Below are 18753 nucleotides of genomic sequence, written 5' to 3'. Positions count from 1 at the left end.
TACTAACGCTCATTGATCGATTAGGCAATTTCGTTTGATTTTTCCGGGGCGCGGGCCGATAAGCCGGGCCAAGATTTTGCTTCATGCATGTCGTCATCCCAAAACCGCTGAATACTTTTGGGCGACATGCGTTGGTTTGGGAGAACGCCATGGCTGCCGACAAGAATGCATTCGTCTGGGAAGATCCGTTCTTGATCGAGGACCAGCTTTCGGAAGACGAGCGCATGGTGCGCGATGGTGCGGCAGCCTTTGCCGCCGACAGACTGGCGCCTCGGATCGAGGACGCCTATCTCAACGAGACCTTCGACACCGCTATCTTCCGCGAAATGGGCGAGGCCGGCCTGCTCGGCATCAATATTCCCGAGGAGTTTGGCGGCCTCGGTGCCAACTATGTGACCTACGGGCTGGTCGCGCGCGAAGTCGAACGTGTTGACTCCGGCTATCGCTCGATGATGTCAGTGCAGTCGTCGCTGGTGATGTACCCGATCTATGCCTATGGCTCGGACGAACAGCGCAAGAAGTATCTGCCCAAACTCGCCAGCGGCGAGTGGATCGGCTGTTTCGGCCTGACCGAGCCGGATGCCGGCTCCGACCCCGGCGGCATGAAGACGCGCGCCGAGAAGACCGCCAATGGCTACAGACTTTCCGGCTCGAAGATGTGGATTTCCAACGCGCCGGTCGCCGATGTGTTCGTCGTCTGGGCGAAGTTGAAGGGCGAGAACGGCAAGGACGAGATCCGCGGCTTTGTGCTGGAAAAGGGCATGAAGGGGCTTTCGGCGCCGACGATCGGCGGCAAGCTGTCGCTGCGGGCATCGATCACCGGCGAAGTGGTGATGGAAGGCGTCGAAGTCGGCGAAGACGCGCTGCTGCCCAACGCCAAGGGCCTTGGCGGTCCATTCGGCTGCCTCAACCGGGCCCGCTACGGCATTTCCTGGGGTTCGATGGGTGCGGCGGAAGATTGCTGGCATCGCGCCCGCCAGTACGGTCTTGATCGCAAGCAGTTCGGCAAGCCGTTGGCTGGCACGCAGCTTTACCAGAAGAAGCTCGCCGACATGCAGACCGAGATAGCGCTTGGGCTGCAGGCATCGTTGCGCGTCGGACGGTTGCTCGATGAAGGCAAGATGGCGCCGGAAATGATCTCGATCGTCAAGCGCAACAATTGCGGCAAGGCGCTCGACATCGCCCGCCAGGCCCGCGACATGCATGGCGGCAACGGCATCCAGATCGGCTACCACGTCATGCGCCATGCGCAGAACCTGGAGACGGTCAATACCTACGAGGGCACGCACGACGTGCACGCGCTGATCCTGGGACGGGCGCAGACGGGGATACAGGCGTTCTTCTGAGCGTTCGGCAGCCGCTTAAATTAGGTGCACCGCAACATCTCTGCTTGGAGAATGGCCGCCTGATGTGTCAGGGTTCAGTGAAATCGTTTGAAACGCTGAATTCCGGGGCCCCATGGCAATTCTGGCAGCCGTCTATCACCTGACCCATTACAAGTACGACCGGCCGGTGATTCTCGGCCCCCAGATCATCAGGCTGCAGCCGGCGCCGCATTCCCGCACCAAGGTGCTCAGCCATTCGCTCAAGGTCGAGCCGGCGAACCACTTCGTCAATTTGCAGCAGGACCCCTACGGCAACTTCCTTGCCCGCTTCGTCTTTCCGGAGCCGGTGACGGAACTGAAGATCGAGGTCGACCTCGTCGCCGACATGACGGTCTACAATCCGTTCGATTTCTTCGTCGAGCCGTCAGCCGAAGCGTTTCCGTTCGAGTACCCGGAAGAGATACGCGACGATCTCGCCATCTACCGGACGCCGGAACCAGGCGGTCCGTTGCTTTCGGCCTTGCTCGGGACAATCGACCGCAGCGCGCCGAATACTGTCAATTTCCTCGTCGATCTCAATGCGCGGCTGCAGCGCGAAATTGCCTATATCGTTCGCATGGAGACCGGTGTGTTCTCGCCGGAGGAGACGCTTGCGGCGAAAAAGGGTTCGTGCAGGGATTCAAGCTGGCTGCTGGTGCAGGTCCTGCGCAATCTCGGCATCGCCGCGCGGTTCGTTTCCGGCTACCTGATCCAGTTGAAGCCGGATCTGGTGGCGCTCGACGGGCCGGCCGGAACCGCCGTCGACTTCACCGACCTGCATGCCTGGTGCGAGGTCTATCTTCCCGGCGCGGGCTGGATCGGCTTCGACCCGACCTCGGGGCTGCTCACCGGCGAAAGCCATGTGCCGCTCGCCGCCACGCCGCATTTCCGCAACGCAGCCCCGATTTCCGGCATGGCGAGCTTTGCAAATGTCGAATTCGGCTTCGACATGCGGGTCGACCGCATCGCAGAGCATCCACGCATCACCAAGCCGTTTTCGGACGAAAGCTGGCAAGCGCTTGACGCTCTGGGCAACAAGGTCGATGCCGCACTTGCGGAAGGGGATGTGCGGCTGACCATGGGCGGCGAGCCGACTTTCGTGTCGATCGACGATTTCGAGTCGGCCGAATGGAACACCGCCGCCGTCGGTCCGACCAAGCGCGAAAAGGCCGATGAACTGATCCGAAAACTGCGCGAGCGTTTCGCGCCGGGTGGTTTCCTCCACTACGGCCAGGGCAAATGGTATCCCGGCGAGAGCCTGCCGCGCTGGACCTTCTCGCTCTACTGGCGGGCCGATGGCGAGCCGGTGTGGAGCGATCCGTCGCTGATCGCGCGCGAAAGGAGCGAGGCCGATATCGGCCCGAAACAGGCCGAAAGCCTGCTCACCGCGATTGCCGGCGAACTCGGCATCGACAAGAGCATGGTCAGCGAAGCCTTTGAGGATCCGGCCGAGTGGCTGCTCAAGGAGGGCAAGCTGCCGGACAATGTCGATCCGTCCAACTCCAAGCTTGAGGACCCGGAAGAGCGCAGCCGCATGGCGAAAGTGTTCGAACGCGGGCTGACCAAGCCGTCGGGTTACGTGTTGCCCGTGCAGCGCTGGAACAGCCAGGCAACAGGGCCGCGCTGGCGCTCGGAAAGATGGCAGACGCGGCGCGGCCGGCTGTTCCTGGTGCCGGGCGATTCACCCGTCGGCTATCGCTTGCCGCTCGGCACGTTGCCCTATGTGCCGCCGGCGCAGTTCCCCTACATCGTGCCGGTCGATCCATCGCTGCCGCGCGGACCGTTGCCCGCGCGCGAAGCCATATTGCCCGGGACGGCTCCGGCCGAGCAGGAAGGCGCCGACGAGATGGCGCGCCGCCAGCAGGCGGCGTCCTTCACGGCGGTGACCGGCCAGCAGGATCGGGTCGAACAGGAGATCACCGAGATCGGCGGCGCGGTGCGTACCGCACTTTCGGTCGAACCGCGCGACGGACGGCTTTGCGTGTTCATGCCGCCGGTCGAGGCGCTGGAAGATTATCTGGAACTGGTCGCAGCGGCCGAGAACGCAGCAAAGGCGATCGGCCTTCCCGTGCATATCGAGGGCTATGGCCCGCCGCACGATCCGCGCCTCAACGTCATCCGCGTGGCGCCCGATCCCGGCGTCATCGAGGTCAACATCCATCCGGCTTCGAACTGGCAGGATTGCGTGGCGACGACGAGGGCGATCTACGAGGAAGCGCGGCAGACACGGCTTGGCGCCGATAAATTCATGATCGACGGCCGCCATACCGGCACCGGCGGCGGCAACCATGTCGTCGTCGGCGGCGCGACGCCCAACGACAGCCCATTCCTTCGCCGGCCGGACCTGTTGAAGAGCCTTGTGTTGCAATGGCAGCGGCGTCCGTCGCTGTCCTATCTGTTCTCCGGTCTGTTCATCGGCCCGACAAGCCAGGCGCCGCGCTTCGACGAAGCGCGTCACGACTCGCTCTACGAGCTCGAAATCGCGATGGCGCAGGTGCCGCATCCAGATCAGGGCGCAGCACCCTTGCCGTGGCTGGTCGACCGGCTGTTCCGCAACCTGCTGACCGATGTCACCGGAAATACGCACCGTTCGGAAATCTGCATCGACAAGCTGTTCTCGCCGGACGGTCCAACCGGCCGGCTGGGTCTTGTCGAGTTCCGCGGCTTCGAGATGCCGCCCAATGCGCGCATGAGCCTGGCGCAGCAACTGCTTGTCAGGGCCATCATTGCCCGCGCGTGGAAGAGCCCGCTCGACGGCCGCTTCGTGCGCTGGGGTACGTCGCTGCACGATCGCTTCATGCTGCCGCACTATGTCTGGGCCGATTTTCTCGACGTGCTTGACGACCTCAAGCTCAACGGTTTCGAGTTCAGGCCCGAATGGTTCGACGCCCAGCTCGAGTTCCGCTTCCCGTTCTGCGGCGAAGTTCTGCACGCCGGCGTCAAGCTGGAATTGCGCCAGGCGCTGGAGCCGTGGCATGTCATGGGCGAGCAAGGAGCGATCGGTGGTACCGTGCGCTTCGTCGATTCCTCGGTCGAGCGGCTGCAGGTCAAGACCGAAGGTCTCAATCCGGAGCGCCACGCGATCGTTTGCAACGGCCGCATCGTGCCCATGAAGGTCACGGACAATCGCGAAGTCGCCGTGGCGGGCGTCCGTTTCAAGGCCTGGCAACCGGCCTCCGGTCTGCATCCGGCACTGCCGGTCAACACGCCGCTGGTGTTCGATATCTATGACCGCTGGTCGGGCCGGGCGGTCGGCGGCTGCGTCTACCATGTCGCGCATCCGGGCGGGCGCAACTACGATACATTCCCGGTCAACGGCAATGAGGCGGAGGCACGGCGCCTCGCCCGCTTCGAACCGCGCGGGCATACGCCGTCCGCCTATGTGCTGCGTGAAGAACAACCGGCGGAAGATTTCCCGATGACCCTTGACCTTCGGCGGCCGGCAAGACTCTGATCAGCGATGGCGAAGGGGAATCACAGACGAGTACGCGGCAAGCCGCAGATCCACAGCCTGCTGGAGCACTACCAGCCGATCGACGGCGTCGTCGACGAGATGGTCGATGCGTCAGGAAACCCCCGTCCGACCTGGAAACACTTCATCGAGGCGCTCGACGAGCTGGGGCCTGAAAAGCTTGGCCAGCGATTTGCCCGTGCCGACCAGTATCTGCGCGATGCCGGTGTTTATTACCGCGTCTACGACAAGGCCGGCGCCAATGAGCGCGAATGGCCGCTGGCGCATGTCCCGGTTCTTATCGAAGAGAGCGAGTGGGCGGCGATCAGCGCCGGCCTCGTGCAGCGCGCCGAACTGTTCGAGGAAACCATCGCCGATATCTACGGGCCGAACCGGCTGGTCGAAAAAGGCATATTGCCGGCGGGACTGATCGCAGCGAGCCCGGAATACTTGCGGCCCGTCGTCGGCACCAGGCCGGCCGGTGGCCATTTCCTGCATTTCTGCGCCTTCGAGCTCGGCCGCGGGCCCGACGGCCAATGGTGGGTGCTTGGCGACCGCACCCAGGCGCCGTCGGGCGCCGGCTTCGCACTGGAGAACCGTGTCGCCACCACGCGCGCGCTGTCCGATATCTATGGCGAGATGCATGTGCACCGCCTTGCCGGCTTCTTCCGCCGCTTTCGCGATGCACTGATCGGCATGGCCAAGGAAACCGACGGCCGCGTCGCCATCCTGACGCCTGGGCCGCTCAACGAAACCTATTACGAACACGCCTATATCGCTCGCTATCTCGGCATCATGCTGCTCGAGGGCGAGGATTTGACCGTTTCCGGCGGCAGGCTGATGGTGCGCACGGTTTCCGGGCTGATGCCGATCAGCGTGTTGTGGCGGCGGCTCGATGCTGCTTTTGCAGATCCGCTCGAACTGCGCGCGGATTCGCAGATCGGCACGCCGGGCCTGGTCGAGGCGATCCGCCAGGGTGCGGTTGCGACCGTCAATGCGCTGGGCTCCGGCCTGATGGAGACACGGGCGCTGCTTGCCTTCCTGCCCAAGATTTCACGCGCCTTGCGGGGCGAGGAATTGCTGCTGCCAAGTGTCGCGACATGGTGGTGCGGGCAAGCAACCGAACGTGCGCATGTGCTGGCCAATATCGATCGCATGGTCATTGGCCCGGCGCTGTCGACGAGACTTGCCTTCGAGGATGACGACCAGACGAAGCTTGGCTCGGCGCTGTCGGCCGGGGAGCGGGCGGAGCTGGTGTCGCGCATCGAACGCGATGGCGGCAACTTCGTTGGTCAGGAAGCGGTGACTCTTTCGACGACGCCCGTCTATGTCGGCGGCTGGCTGGAGCCCCGGCCGGCGAGCCTGCGCGTTTACCTGGCGCGAACGCCCGAGGGCTGGATGGTGATGCCGGGGGGCTTTGCCCGCGTCGGCCTATCGCTCGACCCGACGGCGATCGCGATGCAGCGCGGAGGCCAGGCGGCGGACGTCTGGGTGGTCAGCGAGCGACCGGTGGAGCGCGAGACGCTGCTGCCGCAAGAAGGCGACAGTTTCACGCGCACCAGGCCCGGTAGCCTGCCCAGCCGGGCGGCGGAGAACCTGACCTGGCTTGGACGTTATATCGAACGCTCGGAAGACACGGTGCGCATCCTACGTGCCTATCATGTGCGGCTGGCCGAAACCTCCGACCCGGATATGCCGCTGCTCGCCGACATCAGGGAGTATCTCCAACCTTTCGGCATCGACATCGAGACGGCGATCCCGTCAGGGCTGATCGGTACGCTGGATAGCGCGGTCTACAGCGCCGGTCAGATTCGCGACCGCTTCTCGCCCGATGGCTGGCTGGCGCTGAAGGACCTGTCGAAGACCATCCATCAGTTCGCAACGACGGTAGCGCCAGGCGACGACGCGACCCGGGCGATGACGGTCGTCCTGCGCAAGCTCGCCGGCTTTTCCGGCCTGCTGCACGAGAACATGTACCGCTTCGCCGGCTGGCGCTTCCTCGAGATCGGCCGGAGGCTGGAGCGCGGCATCCAGATCGCCCGTACGCTATCTCGGCTGACCAGCGCCAAGGCGCCGGACGGCGCGCTCGACATGATGCTGGAGATCGGCGACAGCGTGATGACCCACCGTCGGCAATATCCGGTGCAGGCCGGCCGGCGCACGGTAGTCGATCTCTTGGCGCTCGATCCGCTCAATCCTCGCTCCATCCTGTTCCAGCTCGAAAGGCTGAAGGCCGAGATCGGCCTGTTGCCGTCGCTCGGCGGGGAAGGGCACATGTCGCCGGCGGCGAAAGAGATCCTGCAGCTCAATACCCAGATCGCCATCAAGGAGCCTTCGGACATGACGGCAAAGGCGCTGGACGATCTCGCCCACGAAATCGGCGGCCTCTACAACAGCCTCGCCAAAGCCTATTTCGGCTAAGCCGGTTCCGGAACAAGAAAAGTAGGGCATGCTTTACGACATCAGGCTTCATCTCCATTACGATTATGCCGCGGCGGCCGGTGGCGGCCGCCATCAGATCCGCGTGCTGCCGTCGACGATATCGGACGTTCAGCGCGTCATCGCGGCATCCTTGTCCTTTGCGCCGGCGCCCAACGAGCGTTCGGATTTTCCCGATTTCTTCGGCAACAACGTCACGTCGATCGCCTTTCGCGACGCGCATGACACACTCGACATAAGGATGAGCGCACGCGTATCGGTGTCGCGGCCCGAGCCCGGCCTCGACGTGTCGCCCGATATCGGCAGACTCAGGCAGGAGCTTGCTGCCGTGCGGTCGCTGGCGCCTGATACACCCCACCATTTCCTGACGGCCAGCATTCATGCCGGCATCGATGGTGCGATCACCGGCTACGCTCGCGATAGCGTCGCCGGCTCTGCCGCCGGCACGGCGATGAACCTGTGCAATCGCATCCATCGCGATTTCACCTATGACGGCGAGGCGACCACGGTGCGAACCAGGGCGAGCGACGCCTTCAAGCTGAAGCGCGGTGTCTGCCAGGATTTTTCGCATATCATGATCGCCGGCCTGCGCGGGCTCGGTATTCCGGCCGGCTATGTCAGCGGCTTCCTGCGCACCATCCCGCCGAAGGGCAAACCCCGGCTGGAAGGCGCCGATGCCATGCATGCCTGGGTCAAGGTTTGGTGCGGGCGCGACGCCGGCTGGCAGGAATTCGATCCGACCAACGGCATGCGGGCCAGCAACGATCACATCACCGTCGGTTACGGCCGCGACTACTCGGACGTGGCACCGATCGTGGGCGTTCTCAAGACCACGGGAGGGCAGGTCGGCGAGCAAGCTGTCGACGTCATCCCGGTCGTGCTCGAAAAGGCGTGAGCTTCGGGCCGGCGCTCTCGCCCGCCCCCGGCTTTTCCGACCATGTGTGGAACCAGAAATCGGCCAGTGGCTTATCTACGGATATTTGCGCGGAGCTGACATGCTGCAGAAATCCGGATTGTCGCACAGCCGGTCGGCTGACGGAGATGCTGTGCCGAAAAATGGGTCGCAAAGCTCGGCCGATCACGCGTCGCTTACCTATGTCAGTGATGCCGAGCCGGGTATCCGGCGGCTGAAGACAGGCGAGGGGTTTTCCTACAAGGGGCCGGATGGGCGGCCAGTTGCCAATGCTACCAGGGCGCGTATCGAGGCAATCGTCATTCCGCCGGCTTGGACGGATGTGTGGATTTCGCCCGACGCCGACGGCCATATCCAGGCAACGGGCAGGGACCTGCGCGGACGCAAGCAATACCGCTACCATCCGCAATGGGCCGAAGAACGCGACGGCGCCAAATATTCAAGCCTTGTCGCCTTTGCCGAAAGCCTGCCGACCCTGCGGCGCAGGATCGACAGCGATCTACGTCGTCCTGGTTTGCCGTTCGAGCGTGTCGTTGCCGCGGTCGTCTGGCTGCTCGACAACACGATGATCCGGGTCGGCAATGCCGCTTATGCCCGCGACAACAAGAGCTTCGGGCTGACCACGTTGCGTGACCGCCATGTCGATATCGACGGTTCAAGCCTGCGCTTTGCCTTCAACGGCAAGTCCGGCAAGGAGTGGAAGCTGAAGCTGGTCGACCGCCGGATCGCCAGGATTGTTCGCGGCGCGCAGGATCTGCCGGGCCAGAAGCTGTTTCAGTACCTAGATGACGACGGCAACAGGCGGCCGGTCCACTCAGAGGACGTCAACCGCTATATCCGTGAGGCAGTTGGTGATGCCTTCAGCTCGAAGCATTTCCGCACCTGGGGCGGCACCATCCACGCCGCGTCGCTGTTTGCACAGACGGATTTGCCGGAAAGCCAGGCACAGCAAAAGCGGGTGATGAACAGCGTCGTCGACAAGGTCGCCGAGCGGCTGGGCAACACACGCGCGGTCTGCCGCAAATGCTACATCCATCCGCAGGTCTTCGAGGCGTGGTCAAAGGGGCGATTGCTGGACGAAATGGCGCGGGCCAACAAGCGCAGGCGCTCGATCGATGGTCTGGACGACGAGGAAGCGCTCGTGCTGCGATGGCTGAAGCTGCACGAAAGCTGACCGGCAGCGACGGAGCGTCGCCAAATCCGCCGTCTCGGGATTTTTTTATCGACGCCATGTCGGGATCGGACTTACTGTTTCGTCCTTTGACAGAGAAGAAGGACCAACCATGCTCTACGCAATCCTCTGCTATGCTTCCGAAGATGTCGTCTGCTCCTGGAGCAAGGCACAGGACGACGAGGTCATGGCCAATCTCCGCGACGTCCAGGACAAATATGTCAAGGCTGGCAGGCTTGGGCCGGTGGCACGGCTCTTGCCGACCACGGCCGCGACGACGCTGCGGAGGGTCAAGGGCGAAGCGGTCGTCATCGACGGCCCGTTTGCCGAGACCAAGGAACAATTCCTCGGCTTCTACACGCTCGAATGCGGCGATCTCGACGAGGCCGTGGAGTTCGCCCGCGAACTTTCCGAGGTCAATCCGAGTGGCGGCTCCTACGAGATACGGCCGGTCTCGGTCTTCAACCGCAACAAGGTCCCGGCATGACCGAACTAGCCTGGATCAGCTCCGCGATCAGTGTCGCCCGTCCGCAGGCAATGGGCGCGCTGCTGCGTTATTTCCGCGATCTCGATACGGCGGAGGAAGCTTTCCAGGATGCGTGCCTCAGGGCCATCAAGAACTGGCCGCAGAACGGGCCGCCGCGTGATCCCGCGGCCTGGCTGATCTTTGTCGGCCGCAACAGCGGCATCGATGCAGTGCGCAAGCGCGCCAAGCAGACGCCGATGCCGGAGGAAGACCAGATCTCGGATCTGGAAGATGCCGAGAGCGATATCGCCGAGCGGCTGGACGGAGCGCATTACCGCGATGACATATTGCGGCTGCTGTTCATCTGCTGCCATCCCGACCTGCCGGCAACGCAGCAGATCGCGGTGGCGCTGCGGATTGTCTCGGGCCTCACCGTCAAACAGATCGCGCGTGCCTTCCTGGTTGGCGAAAGCGCCATGGAGCAGCGCATCACCCGCGCCAAGGCGCGCATTGCGGACGCCGGCGTGCCGTTCGAGACGCCGGGCGCAGTCGAGCGGTCGGAACGGCTCGCCGCCGTCGCCGCCATGGTCTACCTGATCTTCAACGAAGGCTATTCGACCAACAGCGGCGAGGCGCCGGCCCGTGCGCCGCTGTGCGAGGAGGCGATCCGGCTGGCACGGCTGTTGCTGCGGCTGTTCCAGACCGAACCGGAGATCATGGGGCTGACGGCGCTGCTGCTTCTGCAGCATGCGCGCGCACCGGCCCGTTTCGACGAAGATGGCGAGATCGTGCTGCTCGAGGATCAGGATCGCAGCCTGTGGAGCCGCAAGATGATCGATGAGGGGCTGGCACTGGTCGACAAGGCGCTGCGCCATCGCAAGCCCGGCCCCTATCAGGTGCAGGCGGCTATTGCCGCGCTGCATGCACGGGCCGAAAAGGCCGAGGATACCGACTGGAACGAGATCGACCTGCTCTACCGCCTGCTCGAGCAGATGCAGCCATCACCGGTGATCACGCTCAACCGGGCCGTCGCCGTCTCGAAGGTGCGTGGTCCGGCAGAGGCACTCGCCATGATCGAGCCGCTGGAAGAACGGCTTTCCGGCTATTTCCACTTCTTCGGCCTCAAGGGTGGCCTTCTGATGCAGCTTGACCGGGGCGAGGAGGCGCGTGTCGCCTTCGACCGCGCCATCGCGCTTGCCAATACGGCGGCGGAAGCGGCTCATATCCGCATGCATATCGACCGGCTGATGAAGGACGGGGCCGCCCGCGCACCGACGCAAAAGGCAAACTGAGCGCCGTCCGCATGTCTGGCTCAATCGTGTCGCCTGGGCTTGGACCATGCCGGGGTGGCGATTCTTCCCCGAAACGAGTAATGCCACGCCATGACTGTGCCCGAAGTGCTGACCGGCACGCGGGCGACATTGCGCAAGCATTGGTTCAACGCCATCTGATGGCGGTGGATCCGAAAGGGACAAAATGACGATAGCGAAGGAAACGACCGAGCTTCTGGCGAAACTGGGTGTGGCCAAGGATGCGCTTGTCGGCGGTGACCTGATGGTGCGCAGCCCAGTGACGGGCGAGCAGATCGCGGCGCTTAAGACGATCTCGCCCGCCGATGCGGCCAAGACCATCGATGCCGCGCACAAGGCCTTCCAGGCGTGGCGGCTGGTGCCGGGTCCGAGGCGTGGCGAACTGGTGCGGCTGCTCGGCGAGGAGCTGCGCGCGCACAAGGCCGAGCTTGGCCGGCTGGTCTCGATCGAGGTCGGCAAGATCCCGTCCGAGGGCCTTGGCGAAGTGCAGGAGATGATCGACATCTGCGATTTCGCCGTCGGCCTCTCCCGGCAATTGTACGGCCTGACCATCGCCACCGAGCGTCCGGGACATCGCATGATGGAAACCTGGCATCCGCTGGGCGTCGTCGGCGTCATCTCGGCCTTCAATTTCCCGGTCGCGGTGTGGTCGTGGAACGCGGCACTGGCGCTGGTCTGCGGCGATGCGGTGGTGTGGAAGCCGTCGGAGAAGACGCCGCTGACGGCGCTTGCCTGCGAAGCTATCTTCAAACGGGCGGTCAAGCGCTTCGGTGCGGATGCACCTGAGGGCCTGGCGCCGGTGCTGATCGGCGATCGTGCGGTTGGCGAGATCCTGGTCGATCACCCAAAGGTGCCGCTGGTTTCGGCCACCGGCTCGACCCGCATGGGCCGCGACGTCGGCCCGCGGCTGGCCAAGCGCTTTGCCCGCGCGGTGCTGGAGCTTGGCGGCAACAATGCCGGCATCGTCTGCCCGACAGCCGATCTCGACATGGCGTTGCGCGCGATTGCCTTTGGAGCGATGGGCACGGCAGGCCAGCGCTGCACGACGCTGCGGCGCCTGTTCGTGCATGACAGCGTCTACGACGCCCTGGTTCCACGTCTCAAGAAGGCCTACGAGAGCGTCTCGGTCGGCAATCCGCTGGAGACCTCCTCGCTGGTCGGGCCGCTGATCGACAAGGCAGCCTACGAGAACATGCAGAAGGCGTTGAAGGAAGCCGCCGCCCAGGGTGGCAAGATTACCGGCGGCGCGCGCGTCGAGAATGGTCATCCGGATGCCTATTACGTGCATCCGGCGCTGGTCGAAATGTCCAAGCAGGTGGCCCCGGTCACGGAAGAGACCTTCGCGCCGATCCTCTATGTGATGAAATATTCGGATTTCGACGCCGTGCTCGACGAGCACAATGCGGTGGGCGCCGGCCTGTCGTCGTCGATCTTCACCCGCGACCTGCAGGAGTCGGAGCGCTTCCTCGGTGTCGATGGGTCGGACTGCGGCATCGCCAATGTCAACATCGGTACCTCGGGCGCCGAGATCGGTGGTGCCTTCGGCGGCGAAAAGGAAACCGGCGGCGGCCGCGAGAGCGGCTCCGATGCGTGGAAGGCCTATATGCGGCGCGCCACCAACACGGTGAACTACTCAAAGGCACTGCCGCTCGCCCAGGGCGTCTCGTTCGATATCGACTGACGAGGGCCGGGTTGGGCATTGGCAGCTTTTGTGCCGGTAGCTTTTTACGATAGGAATTTTTTCTTGACCTCGTGCCCTCAGCTATGGTACATATTCATCCATGGTGCTGATTTGCGCCAGTGACCCGCCGTGCAGGCGGGTTTTTCGTTTCCGTCAGCCAACGCGCCGGCGAAGGCTGCGAAGGAACCTGTTAACCCGAGTTCGTTGCCATGGGCGTCTCCCGCAGGGTAGCCCAACCGATCAGCTGCCTACCGGCTGGCCAAAAGTCGCGTCGAAGGCCGCATCGACTATGGCCAGCTTGGCGGCCTGGACGGTCATGTATTCCTGGTAGAAGGTGTTCGACACCCACATCACCGAATGGCCGCGCTGGCCGAGCCAGCCGATGCTGCCGAGGTTCTCGGCGGCGCGCAGTTTGCGGGCAAGGTGGGTGCGCGACAGCTTGAGCCATTTGGCGAAATCGCCGATCGAAACCACGCTTGTCGCAATCCGCTCCAGGCCGGCATGATCGGGGTCGATGCCCGACATCAGCCAGTCCATGACGATGCCGCCATTGTTGAGCCAGATGAACAGGGAAAAGGTCTGGTTGGGTTCGCGCACCGGCGCGGAGGCTAGCAGGCCGTCCGCTACCAAAGGCTGCAGCCCGGCAACCATTTCGGGATGCTCCAGGAATCTGGCCAAGCGGTCTGCCCCGTCGAGGCGATCCAACGTGCGCAAATGGGCAAGGACCCAGCCGGTAAAAGTCTGCACGGTTGCCGCTGTCGGCTGCAAGGGGTGGGTACGACCGTCGCCACCCGACACGTATTCGGCAATGTGGTAGTGCAGCATCTCCTTGATGAAAGCGTCGGCCGTGTTGCGGCTAGCCACCGCGTGCTGGTGCACGAACTCGATGAAACGCGATACCGTCAGTTCCTTGCGACGGTCATGCGGGTCGCGCCTGAAATGCATGGCGAGGCCGACATGGCCCATCAGCCAACGCTGCTGCGTGGCGAAAATCGAAGCCAGCCGCGGGCTGTCCTGATAAATCTGGATCAGCGCCAGCGACTGCTCCTGAACGCACCGATGCAACGCCGGATGGCCGGCAATGTCTTCCAATCTCAGCGCCATCTCCTGGTGTTCCGGCTCGACTCCAAAGCGAGTTGCGCTCCAAATTTTTCAGCCTTCGGCAGCTGTGTCCAGAGGGTATCAGATAGCGAGGTCAGGCCCTGTCCGGGTAGGGTCGCCAAGCTGGCCTGCTTTGTCGCCAGCCGGTTGGCTCGGCCGAAGATCAGCTGCAGACGCGGACCTCCTCGATCACCCTGTGGTGGTGGCGCCAGTGCTTGATCAGTTCGATGTGGCAGCGGTGATGCCGGTAGTGGCGGCGATATTCGCCGTCGCTGTAGTCGCCATATTGCGCGTTCTGGTCGTCATCATACTGGTTGTCGTAGATACGCCGGTCGTGATGGCGGCGAACGATGATTTCGCCATTGTCGAACTGATCATCCGGTGAATATTGGTCGTCCGGTGAATACAGGTCGTCCGGTGAATATTGATCGTCGTCGGACTGGATAATCACGCTTGCGGCTTGCGTCGGTGCCACCACCGCGGCCGTTGCGGCAAATGCCAATACGGAAGCTAAAATCAATTTCTTCATTCGGTCCTCCTGCGAACTCAAGACCTATCAACTCGTGGAAGAACCGGGCGTTCCACAGAACATCTACACGCTTTGCGACGCCTGGGACATCAAACCGTTATCGGCGCCGGCCATGCGCTCCAGTTGGACAAAGGCCGTCAACGGCAGATGGTCCGATGCAACCCGAGAAAGCGGCGTGTCATGCGCGTCGACGGCGGCAATCATGCCATGCCTGTTGGCCATGATGCGGTCGAGCGCCAGCAGCGGCAGGTTCGAGGGGAAGGTGGGGACCGCCGGGGGCTGCGGGCCGAACGTCGCATGCAGCGTATTGAGCGCGGAGCGGTTGCCGAGACGCCATTCGTTGAGGTCGCCGAGCAGCAAGGTCGGCTTTTCGTCCGGGCTATTCATCAGGTCGAGTACGACACGTGCCTGCTGGGAGCGCGAGCGGCGCAGCAGGCCGAGATGGGCGGCGATGATGCGCAGCGTCTGGCTTCCATCGAGGTCGATCTCCGCCACCAACGCGCCGCGCGGCTCCAGTCCCGGAAGTCTGATCTGGTGCACGTCACGAACGACGCCCTTCTTGAACAGCAAGACATTGCCATGCCAGCCATGGCCCTTGCCGGTCGCGGAAATCGGCACCGGAACAAGGCCGGTTTCGCGCTCGAGCCGGGCCAGGTCGAGAAGCCCGACACGGTCGCCGAAGCGGTTGTCGACTTCCTGCAACGCAATGACATCCGGATCGATTTCGCGGATGACGCGGACGGTCCGCTCCGGGTCGAATTTCCTGTCGACGCCGATGCATTTGTGGACATTGTAGGAGGCAACCAGCGTGCCGGTGATGGCCGTGGTCTTGAGTGCGGCAACGTTTGCCTTCCGCATCCGGCGGTCACGAATGGATAACAGCATACTTGCCGGGAGGCTGCGTCCTGTCACGCGCATCGTGTGCCTACCATGGCCGCTGCTTTCACCATGCACCTCAGATAGAGTCTTTCAGTCCATATTCCATGATCGGCATCAAACTATCCGCCTAGCACGTCGTTTTGGTAAAGATGGGTTCACTCTCATCCAGAGACTGGGTGAACCCATCTAGAGATAGGGCGAGCCGAGCCAGAGGGCCCGGTCGAACAGCCTGATGAGGAACGGCCTGGCCTTCAATGCTTCCAGCGTGACCGGTACGGCCGTCTCGAGCGCCGACCGGATGCGCGCTTCGATCTCGTTGGCAAAGCCGGCGTCGAGGATTTCGAGGTCGATTTCGAAATTCAGCCGCAGCGACCGGGCGTCAAGATTGGAAGAGCCGACATAGGCCCACACGCCGTCGATCGAAACCAGTTTCGAATGGTCGAAAGGTCCTTCCGTGCGCCAGACGCGGCAATAATGCTTCAGCACCTGGTCGAATTGCGCCGTCATCGCACGGTCGACCAGGAAAAGGTTGTTCACCGCCGGCACGACGATGTCGATTTCGACACCTCGTCTGCCCGCCGTTATCAGCGCACTGATCAGTTCGCGATCCGGCAGAAAATAGGGCGACATCAGGCGGATCGATTTGCGGGCGACGGAGAACGCCCCGATCAGCAGCTTGTGGTTGGTTTCGTTGCTGGCGTCCGGGCCGGAAGCGACGGCCCGGACCAGCATCGGCACGCCGGGTGCCGGCGACAGCGGGGCAATTCGCCACGCATCACTCTTCAGCGCTTCGTTGGTGGCGAAGCGCCAGTCCTCGGCTGCGACCGAAAAGAGGTCGGCGACAACCGGACCGGTCACCCGGAAATGTGTGTCCCTGGCGCTGTTGGAGCCGGCGAATTCGGCCGAAAAGCCCTTGCGGATGTTCATGCCGCCGGTGAAGGCGGCGATGCCGTCGACCACGAGGATCTTCCGGTGGGTCCTGAGATTGGCATAGGGCAGGCGCAGGCCCATGACGATGTTGCCGTTGAAGACATCGGCCGGGATTTTGGCCTCGCGCAAATGGCCAAGGATGCTGGGCACGGAGTAGCGGGCGCCGACGGCATCGATCAGCACGCGGACGGCGACGCCGCGCCGGACCGCGCCGGCCAGCGCTTCGACGAAGAGCCGGCCGACGGCGTCATTGTCGAAAATGTAGGTTTCGAGCAGGATACTGCGTTCCGCGCCGTCGATCGCCGCACCCATGGCCGCATAGGCCTGATCGCCGGTCTCCAGCACCTCTATTGCATTTCCAGGCGTCAGTGCGCGCCGCGCCACCCTGTCGCCCAGTGTTCTCAAGCCGGTGAACCGCTGCCCGTATCGCTCGACGATTAGGGCCTCTTCGGCGGCGACGTCGCGCTCAAGCTTGGCGGATACCGCGTTGCCGGCAAGCGGACGCTGTGCGGTGATCGTGGCGCGACGGATGCGGTTGATGCCGGCGACGGCATAGATCAGCACGCCGAGGATCGGCGACAGCACCATCACGCCGACCCAGCCGGTGGCAGCGCGGACATCCTCCTTGGTCATGACGGCGTGGACGATGCCGACGGTCGCCATCACCACGGAGATGACCGCGAGAATTTGGGGCCAATGAGTCGCCAGGGTCTCCAACATGGCCGAGACTATCCAGCGAGCGATTGCAGAAGGCAATGCAGCCGATCATGTGCTGGAAGTGATCTTGCCAGGCAAATTGCGATGGCAAGCGTTCGATATCGCGAAGAGATACTCAGTGCCGGCGACAGGCGGCCTGGCCGAAGAATTGTAACCTTGGGCAGAGCGGCGAAGCATAGAGACGAGCTGACGCAACGTCATTCCATGCAGCCTCCGGTTGTCGAAGGCTTCCTATGCTTGGCGGCGGACTTGTTGTATGCAAGCGGGAATAAAAAACAATGATGTAACGTTTCGGTCGAGGGCGAGGGGGGCCGCGAATGATGGAGTTCAACTTCGGCGGACCTCCTATGGGTGACGACGACGTCGAATTATCGGCCGAATGCCGGCGCCAGTTGTTGCCGCTCGTGCGCGAAATCGTTCAGGCGGCGGTCGCGGTCGGTTGGAACGAGGAGGATGTTCTTCTCGGCCTTGTCGAACTTGCATGGAATCTGTACGAGGAGCGTCGCGAGGATCAGCAATAGCTGGCGATATTCAGCAGGCCCGCAAGATCTTCGACTGCGTCCAGTATCGGACCTCCCTTATCCCGGACAAAACGCTTTCTTTGCGCATGGAAGTTCTTCCATAGCCTTAGCATGTGCGTTAGTTTGATTCCCGGGTTGGTGGGCTAAAGGGGATTTCGAACGGCGAGGCGGCTGAGGCGAGGCCCATGAAACATGCGGAGACCTGGGAAGGCGGCGCTTTCCGGGGCGGCGGTCGGGGACGAGTATCCCGGCCTGTGTTCGGCGTTATTGCGGAAAGTGCAAGCCCGGGAAGGGCAGCCCAGCGCCGGAGCGCGATGTCTCCGCGCGACTGGATCGCGGAAGCTTCTGGCGACCAGCATTCCTCAGGGATTTTGCCGGCTCGCATAACTGTCCGTGTTCGGCAAAGCCGGCCCGTGGGCTCTCGATACCGTCCGCCGCTGCCGAGCCGACCGGGATTGCCGGCGCCGGGACCGATTGACCGTTCAACGCTTGTCCCTCCGGCATATGATGCGTGAGAGCCGGCACAGGTCCAGTTCGATCAATCACGAATTGTTTTCGAGGGAACGACGTATGCCGCATCAGGTTGAGTTCCATTCGGGAAAGATCCGGAGGCCGAGCCATGCGGCGCCACGATGATCCCCGGGAACCGACTTCCGGGACCGATGCGACGCGACAGCCGACGCTGAACGTGAAAGGCGGGCTTTCGGTGCGCGGTGCGCGCCGCGTGCAGGAATTCCTGAACGAGAACTTTTCGCGCAAGCTGGCGCTTTCCGAAATGGCCGCGGTTTGCGGACTTTCGCCCTATCACTTCATGCGGGCTTTCTCGAAGACGTTCGGGGCGCCGCCGCACCAGTATGTTCTCGATCTGCGGCTGGACTTCGCGGAAAGACTGCTTCTCGACAGGCGCATGACCATCGCGGAGATCGCTCATCTCTGCGGATTTTCAAGCCAGAGCCATTTTACCACGATCATGAAGAAGTATCGCGGTGTCACGCCATTGCAAGCGCGGTCCGGAAAGCTTAGGCGGGAAGCTTAGGCGGGACGGTAGATTGCGCAAGTACTATGACGCTGGCGGATGATCTCTTATTAAAGCACTTACTAAAGTAACGAGCCGTTAACCTCTACGGTCCTGCGCCGATGTTTTATCACGAGACAGCAATTTCGTGAAATACCGCAAGCCAGAATCATGGCTTCTTAGAGTCCGTTTTGAAATTCACGGATGAGCGTTTCGGCGGATGAGATTGCCACCCATTGCGACAAGGATCATGGCTTGCGAGACGT

The 18753-nt window shown here is 62.9% G+C and carries 15 protein-coding genes; 11 read left to right on the top strand and 4 right to left on the bottom strand.

Annotated elements, in window-relative coordinates:
* Nucleotides 1–149 precede the first annotated feature (149 nt).
* From NKH57_RS16490 to amaB, 8 genes are all read left to right on the top strand, one after another.
* A complete protein-coding gene (locus NKH57_RS16490) occupies nt 150–1346 on the top strand; it encodes an acyl-CoA dehydrogenase (RefSeq protein ID WP_352725421.1) in 1197 nt (398 codons plus the stop codon).
* Between the two features lie 112 nt (nt 1347–1458).
* On the top strand, nt 1459–4818 hold the full coding sequence (locus NKH57_RS16485; RefSeq protein WP_352945500.1) for a transglutaminase family protein: 3360 nt from the start codon (nt 1459–1461) through the stop codon (nt 4816–4818).
* Between the two features lie 6 nt (nt 4819–4824).
* Nucleotides 4825–7236 carry a circularly permuted type 2 ATP-grasp protein gene (locus NKH57_RS16480; RefSeq protein WP_352945498.1) on the top strand — a complete coding sequence of 804 codons (2412 nt, stop codon included), beginning with the start codon at nt 4825–4827 and terminating at the stop codon, nt 7234–7236.
* A 28-nt stretch (nt 7237–7264) separates the two neighbouring features.
* Nucleotides 7265–8149, top strand: coding sequence for a transglutaminase family protein (locus NKH57_RS16475; protein ID WP_352945496.1), 885 nt, complete (start codon nt 7265–7267; stop codon nt 8147–8149).
* Between the two features lie 100 nt (nt 8150–8249).
* Nucleotides 8250–9341, top strand: a complete 1092-nt coding sequence (locus NKH57_RS16470) for a DNA topoisomerase IB (RefSeq protein WP_352725429.1) — start codon at nt 8250–8252, stop codon at nt 9339–9341.
* Nucleotides 9342–9450: 109 nt separating this feature from the next.
* A complete protein-coding gene (locus tag NKH57_RS16465) occupies nt 9451–9825 on the top strand; it encodes a YciI family protein (protein ID WP_352599780.1) in 375 nt (124 codons plus the stop codon).
* A complete protein-coding gene (locus NKH57_RS16460; protein ID WP_352945493.1) occupies nt 9822–11096 on the top strand; it encodes an RNA polymerase sigma factor in 1275 nt (424 codons plus the stop codon). The genes NKH57_RS16465 and NKH57_RS16460 overlap by 4 nt, the downstream gene beginning before the upstream one ends.
* A 184-nt stretch (nt 11097–11280) precedes the next feature.
* Nucleotides 11281–12795 carry an L-piperidine-6-carboxylate dehydrogenase gene (amaB, locus tag NKH57_RS16455; RefSeq protein WP_352945491.1) on the top strand — a complete coding sequence of 505 codons (1515 nt, stop codon included), beginning with the start codon at nt 11281–11283 and terminating at the stop codon, nt 12793–12795.
* A 240-nt stretch (nt 12796–13035) separates the two neighbouring features.
* On the opposite strand, the gene NKH57_RS16450 is transcribed toward amaB, so the two are convergent.
* From NKH57_RS16450 to NKH57_RS16435, 4 genes are all read right to left on the bottom strand, one after another.
* Nucleotides 13036–13899: a hypothetical protein gene (locus tag NKH57_RS16450; protein WP_352945489.1), complete on the bottom strand. Its 864-nt coding sequence runs from the start codon at nt 13897–13899 to the stop codon at nt 13036–13038.
* 160 nt (nt 13900–14059) lie between these two features.
* The gene (locus tag NKH57_RS16445) at nt 14060–14425 is read right to left on the bottom strand and encodes a hypothetical protein (protein ID WP_352945487.1); all 366 of its coding nucleotides are present in this window, start codon (nt 14423–14425) and stop codon (nt 14060–14062) included.
* 63 nt (nt 14426–14488) lie between these two features.
* The gene (locus tag NKH57_RS16440) at nt 14489–15343 is read right to left on the bottom strand and encodes an endonuclease/exonuclease/phosphatase family protein (RefSeq protein ID WP_352945485.1); all 855 of its coding nucleotides are present in this window, start codon (nt 15341–15343) and stop codon (nt 14489–14491) included.
* Between the two features lie 147 nt (nt 15344–15490).
* Complete coding sequence (locus NKH57_RS16435) at nt 15491–16954, bottom strand: phospholipase D-like domain-containing protein (protein ID WP_352945483.1); 1464 nt, start codon at nt 16952–16954, stop codon at nt 15491–15493.
* On the opposite strand from NKH57_RS16435, the gene NKH57_RS16430 reads away from it, so the two are divergent.
* The 3 genes from NKH57_RS16430 to NKH57_RS16420 all read left to right on the top strand — a co-directional run bounded on the left by NKH57_RS16430 (nt 16953) and on the right by NKH57_RS16420 (nt 18508).
* Nucleotides 16953–17105 (top strand): hypothetical protein, encoded by a 153-nt coding sequence (locus NKH57_RS16430; protein ID WP_352945481.1) that lies wholly within the window; start codon nt 16953–16955, stop codon nt 17103–17105. The genes NKH57_RS16435 and NKH57_RS16430 overlap by 2 nt on opposite strands.
* Before the next feature lie 163 nt (nt 17106–17268).
* On the top strand, nt 17269–17472 hold the full coding sequence (locus NKH57_RS16425) for a hypothetical protein (protein ID WP_352599794.1): 204 nt from the start codon (nt 17269–17271) through the stop codon (nt 17470–17472).
* Between the two features lie 619 nt (nt 17473–18091).
* Nucleotides 18092–18508: a helix-turn-helix transcriptional regulator gene (locus tag NKH57_RS16420; RefSeq protein WP_352945479.1), complete on the top strand. Its 417-nt coding sequence runs from the start codon at nt 18092–18094 to the stop codon at nt 18506–18508.
* Nucleotides 18509–18753: the final 245 nt, after the last annotated feature.

Source organism: Mesorhizobium sp. M1050, from assembly GCF_040318715.1.
Lineage (GTDB): Bacteria > Pseudomonadota > Alphaproteobacteria > Rhizobiales > Rhizobiaceae > Mesorhizobium.
The sequence above is the reverse complement of the archived record's forward strand: the minus strand, read 5'-3'. Positions and strand labels throughout refer to the sequence as shown.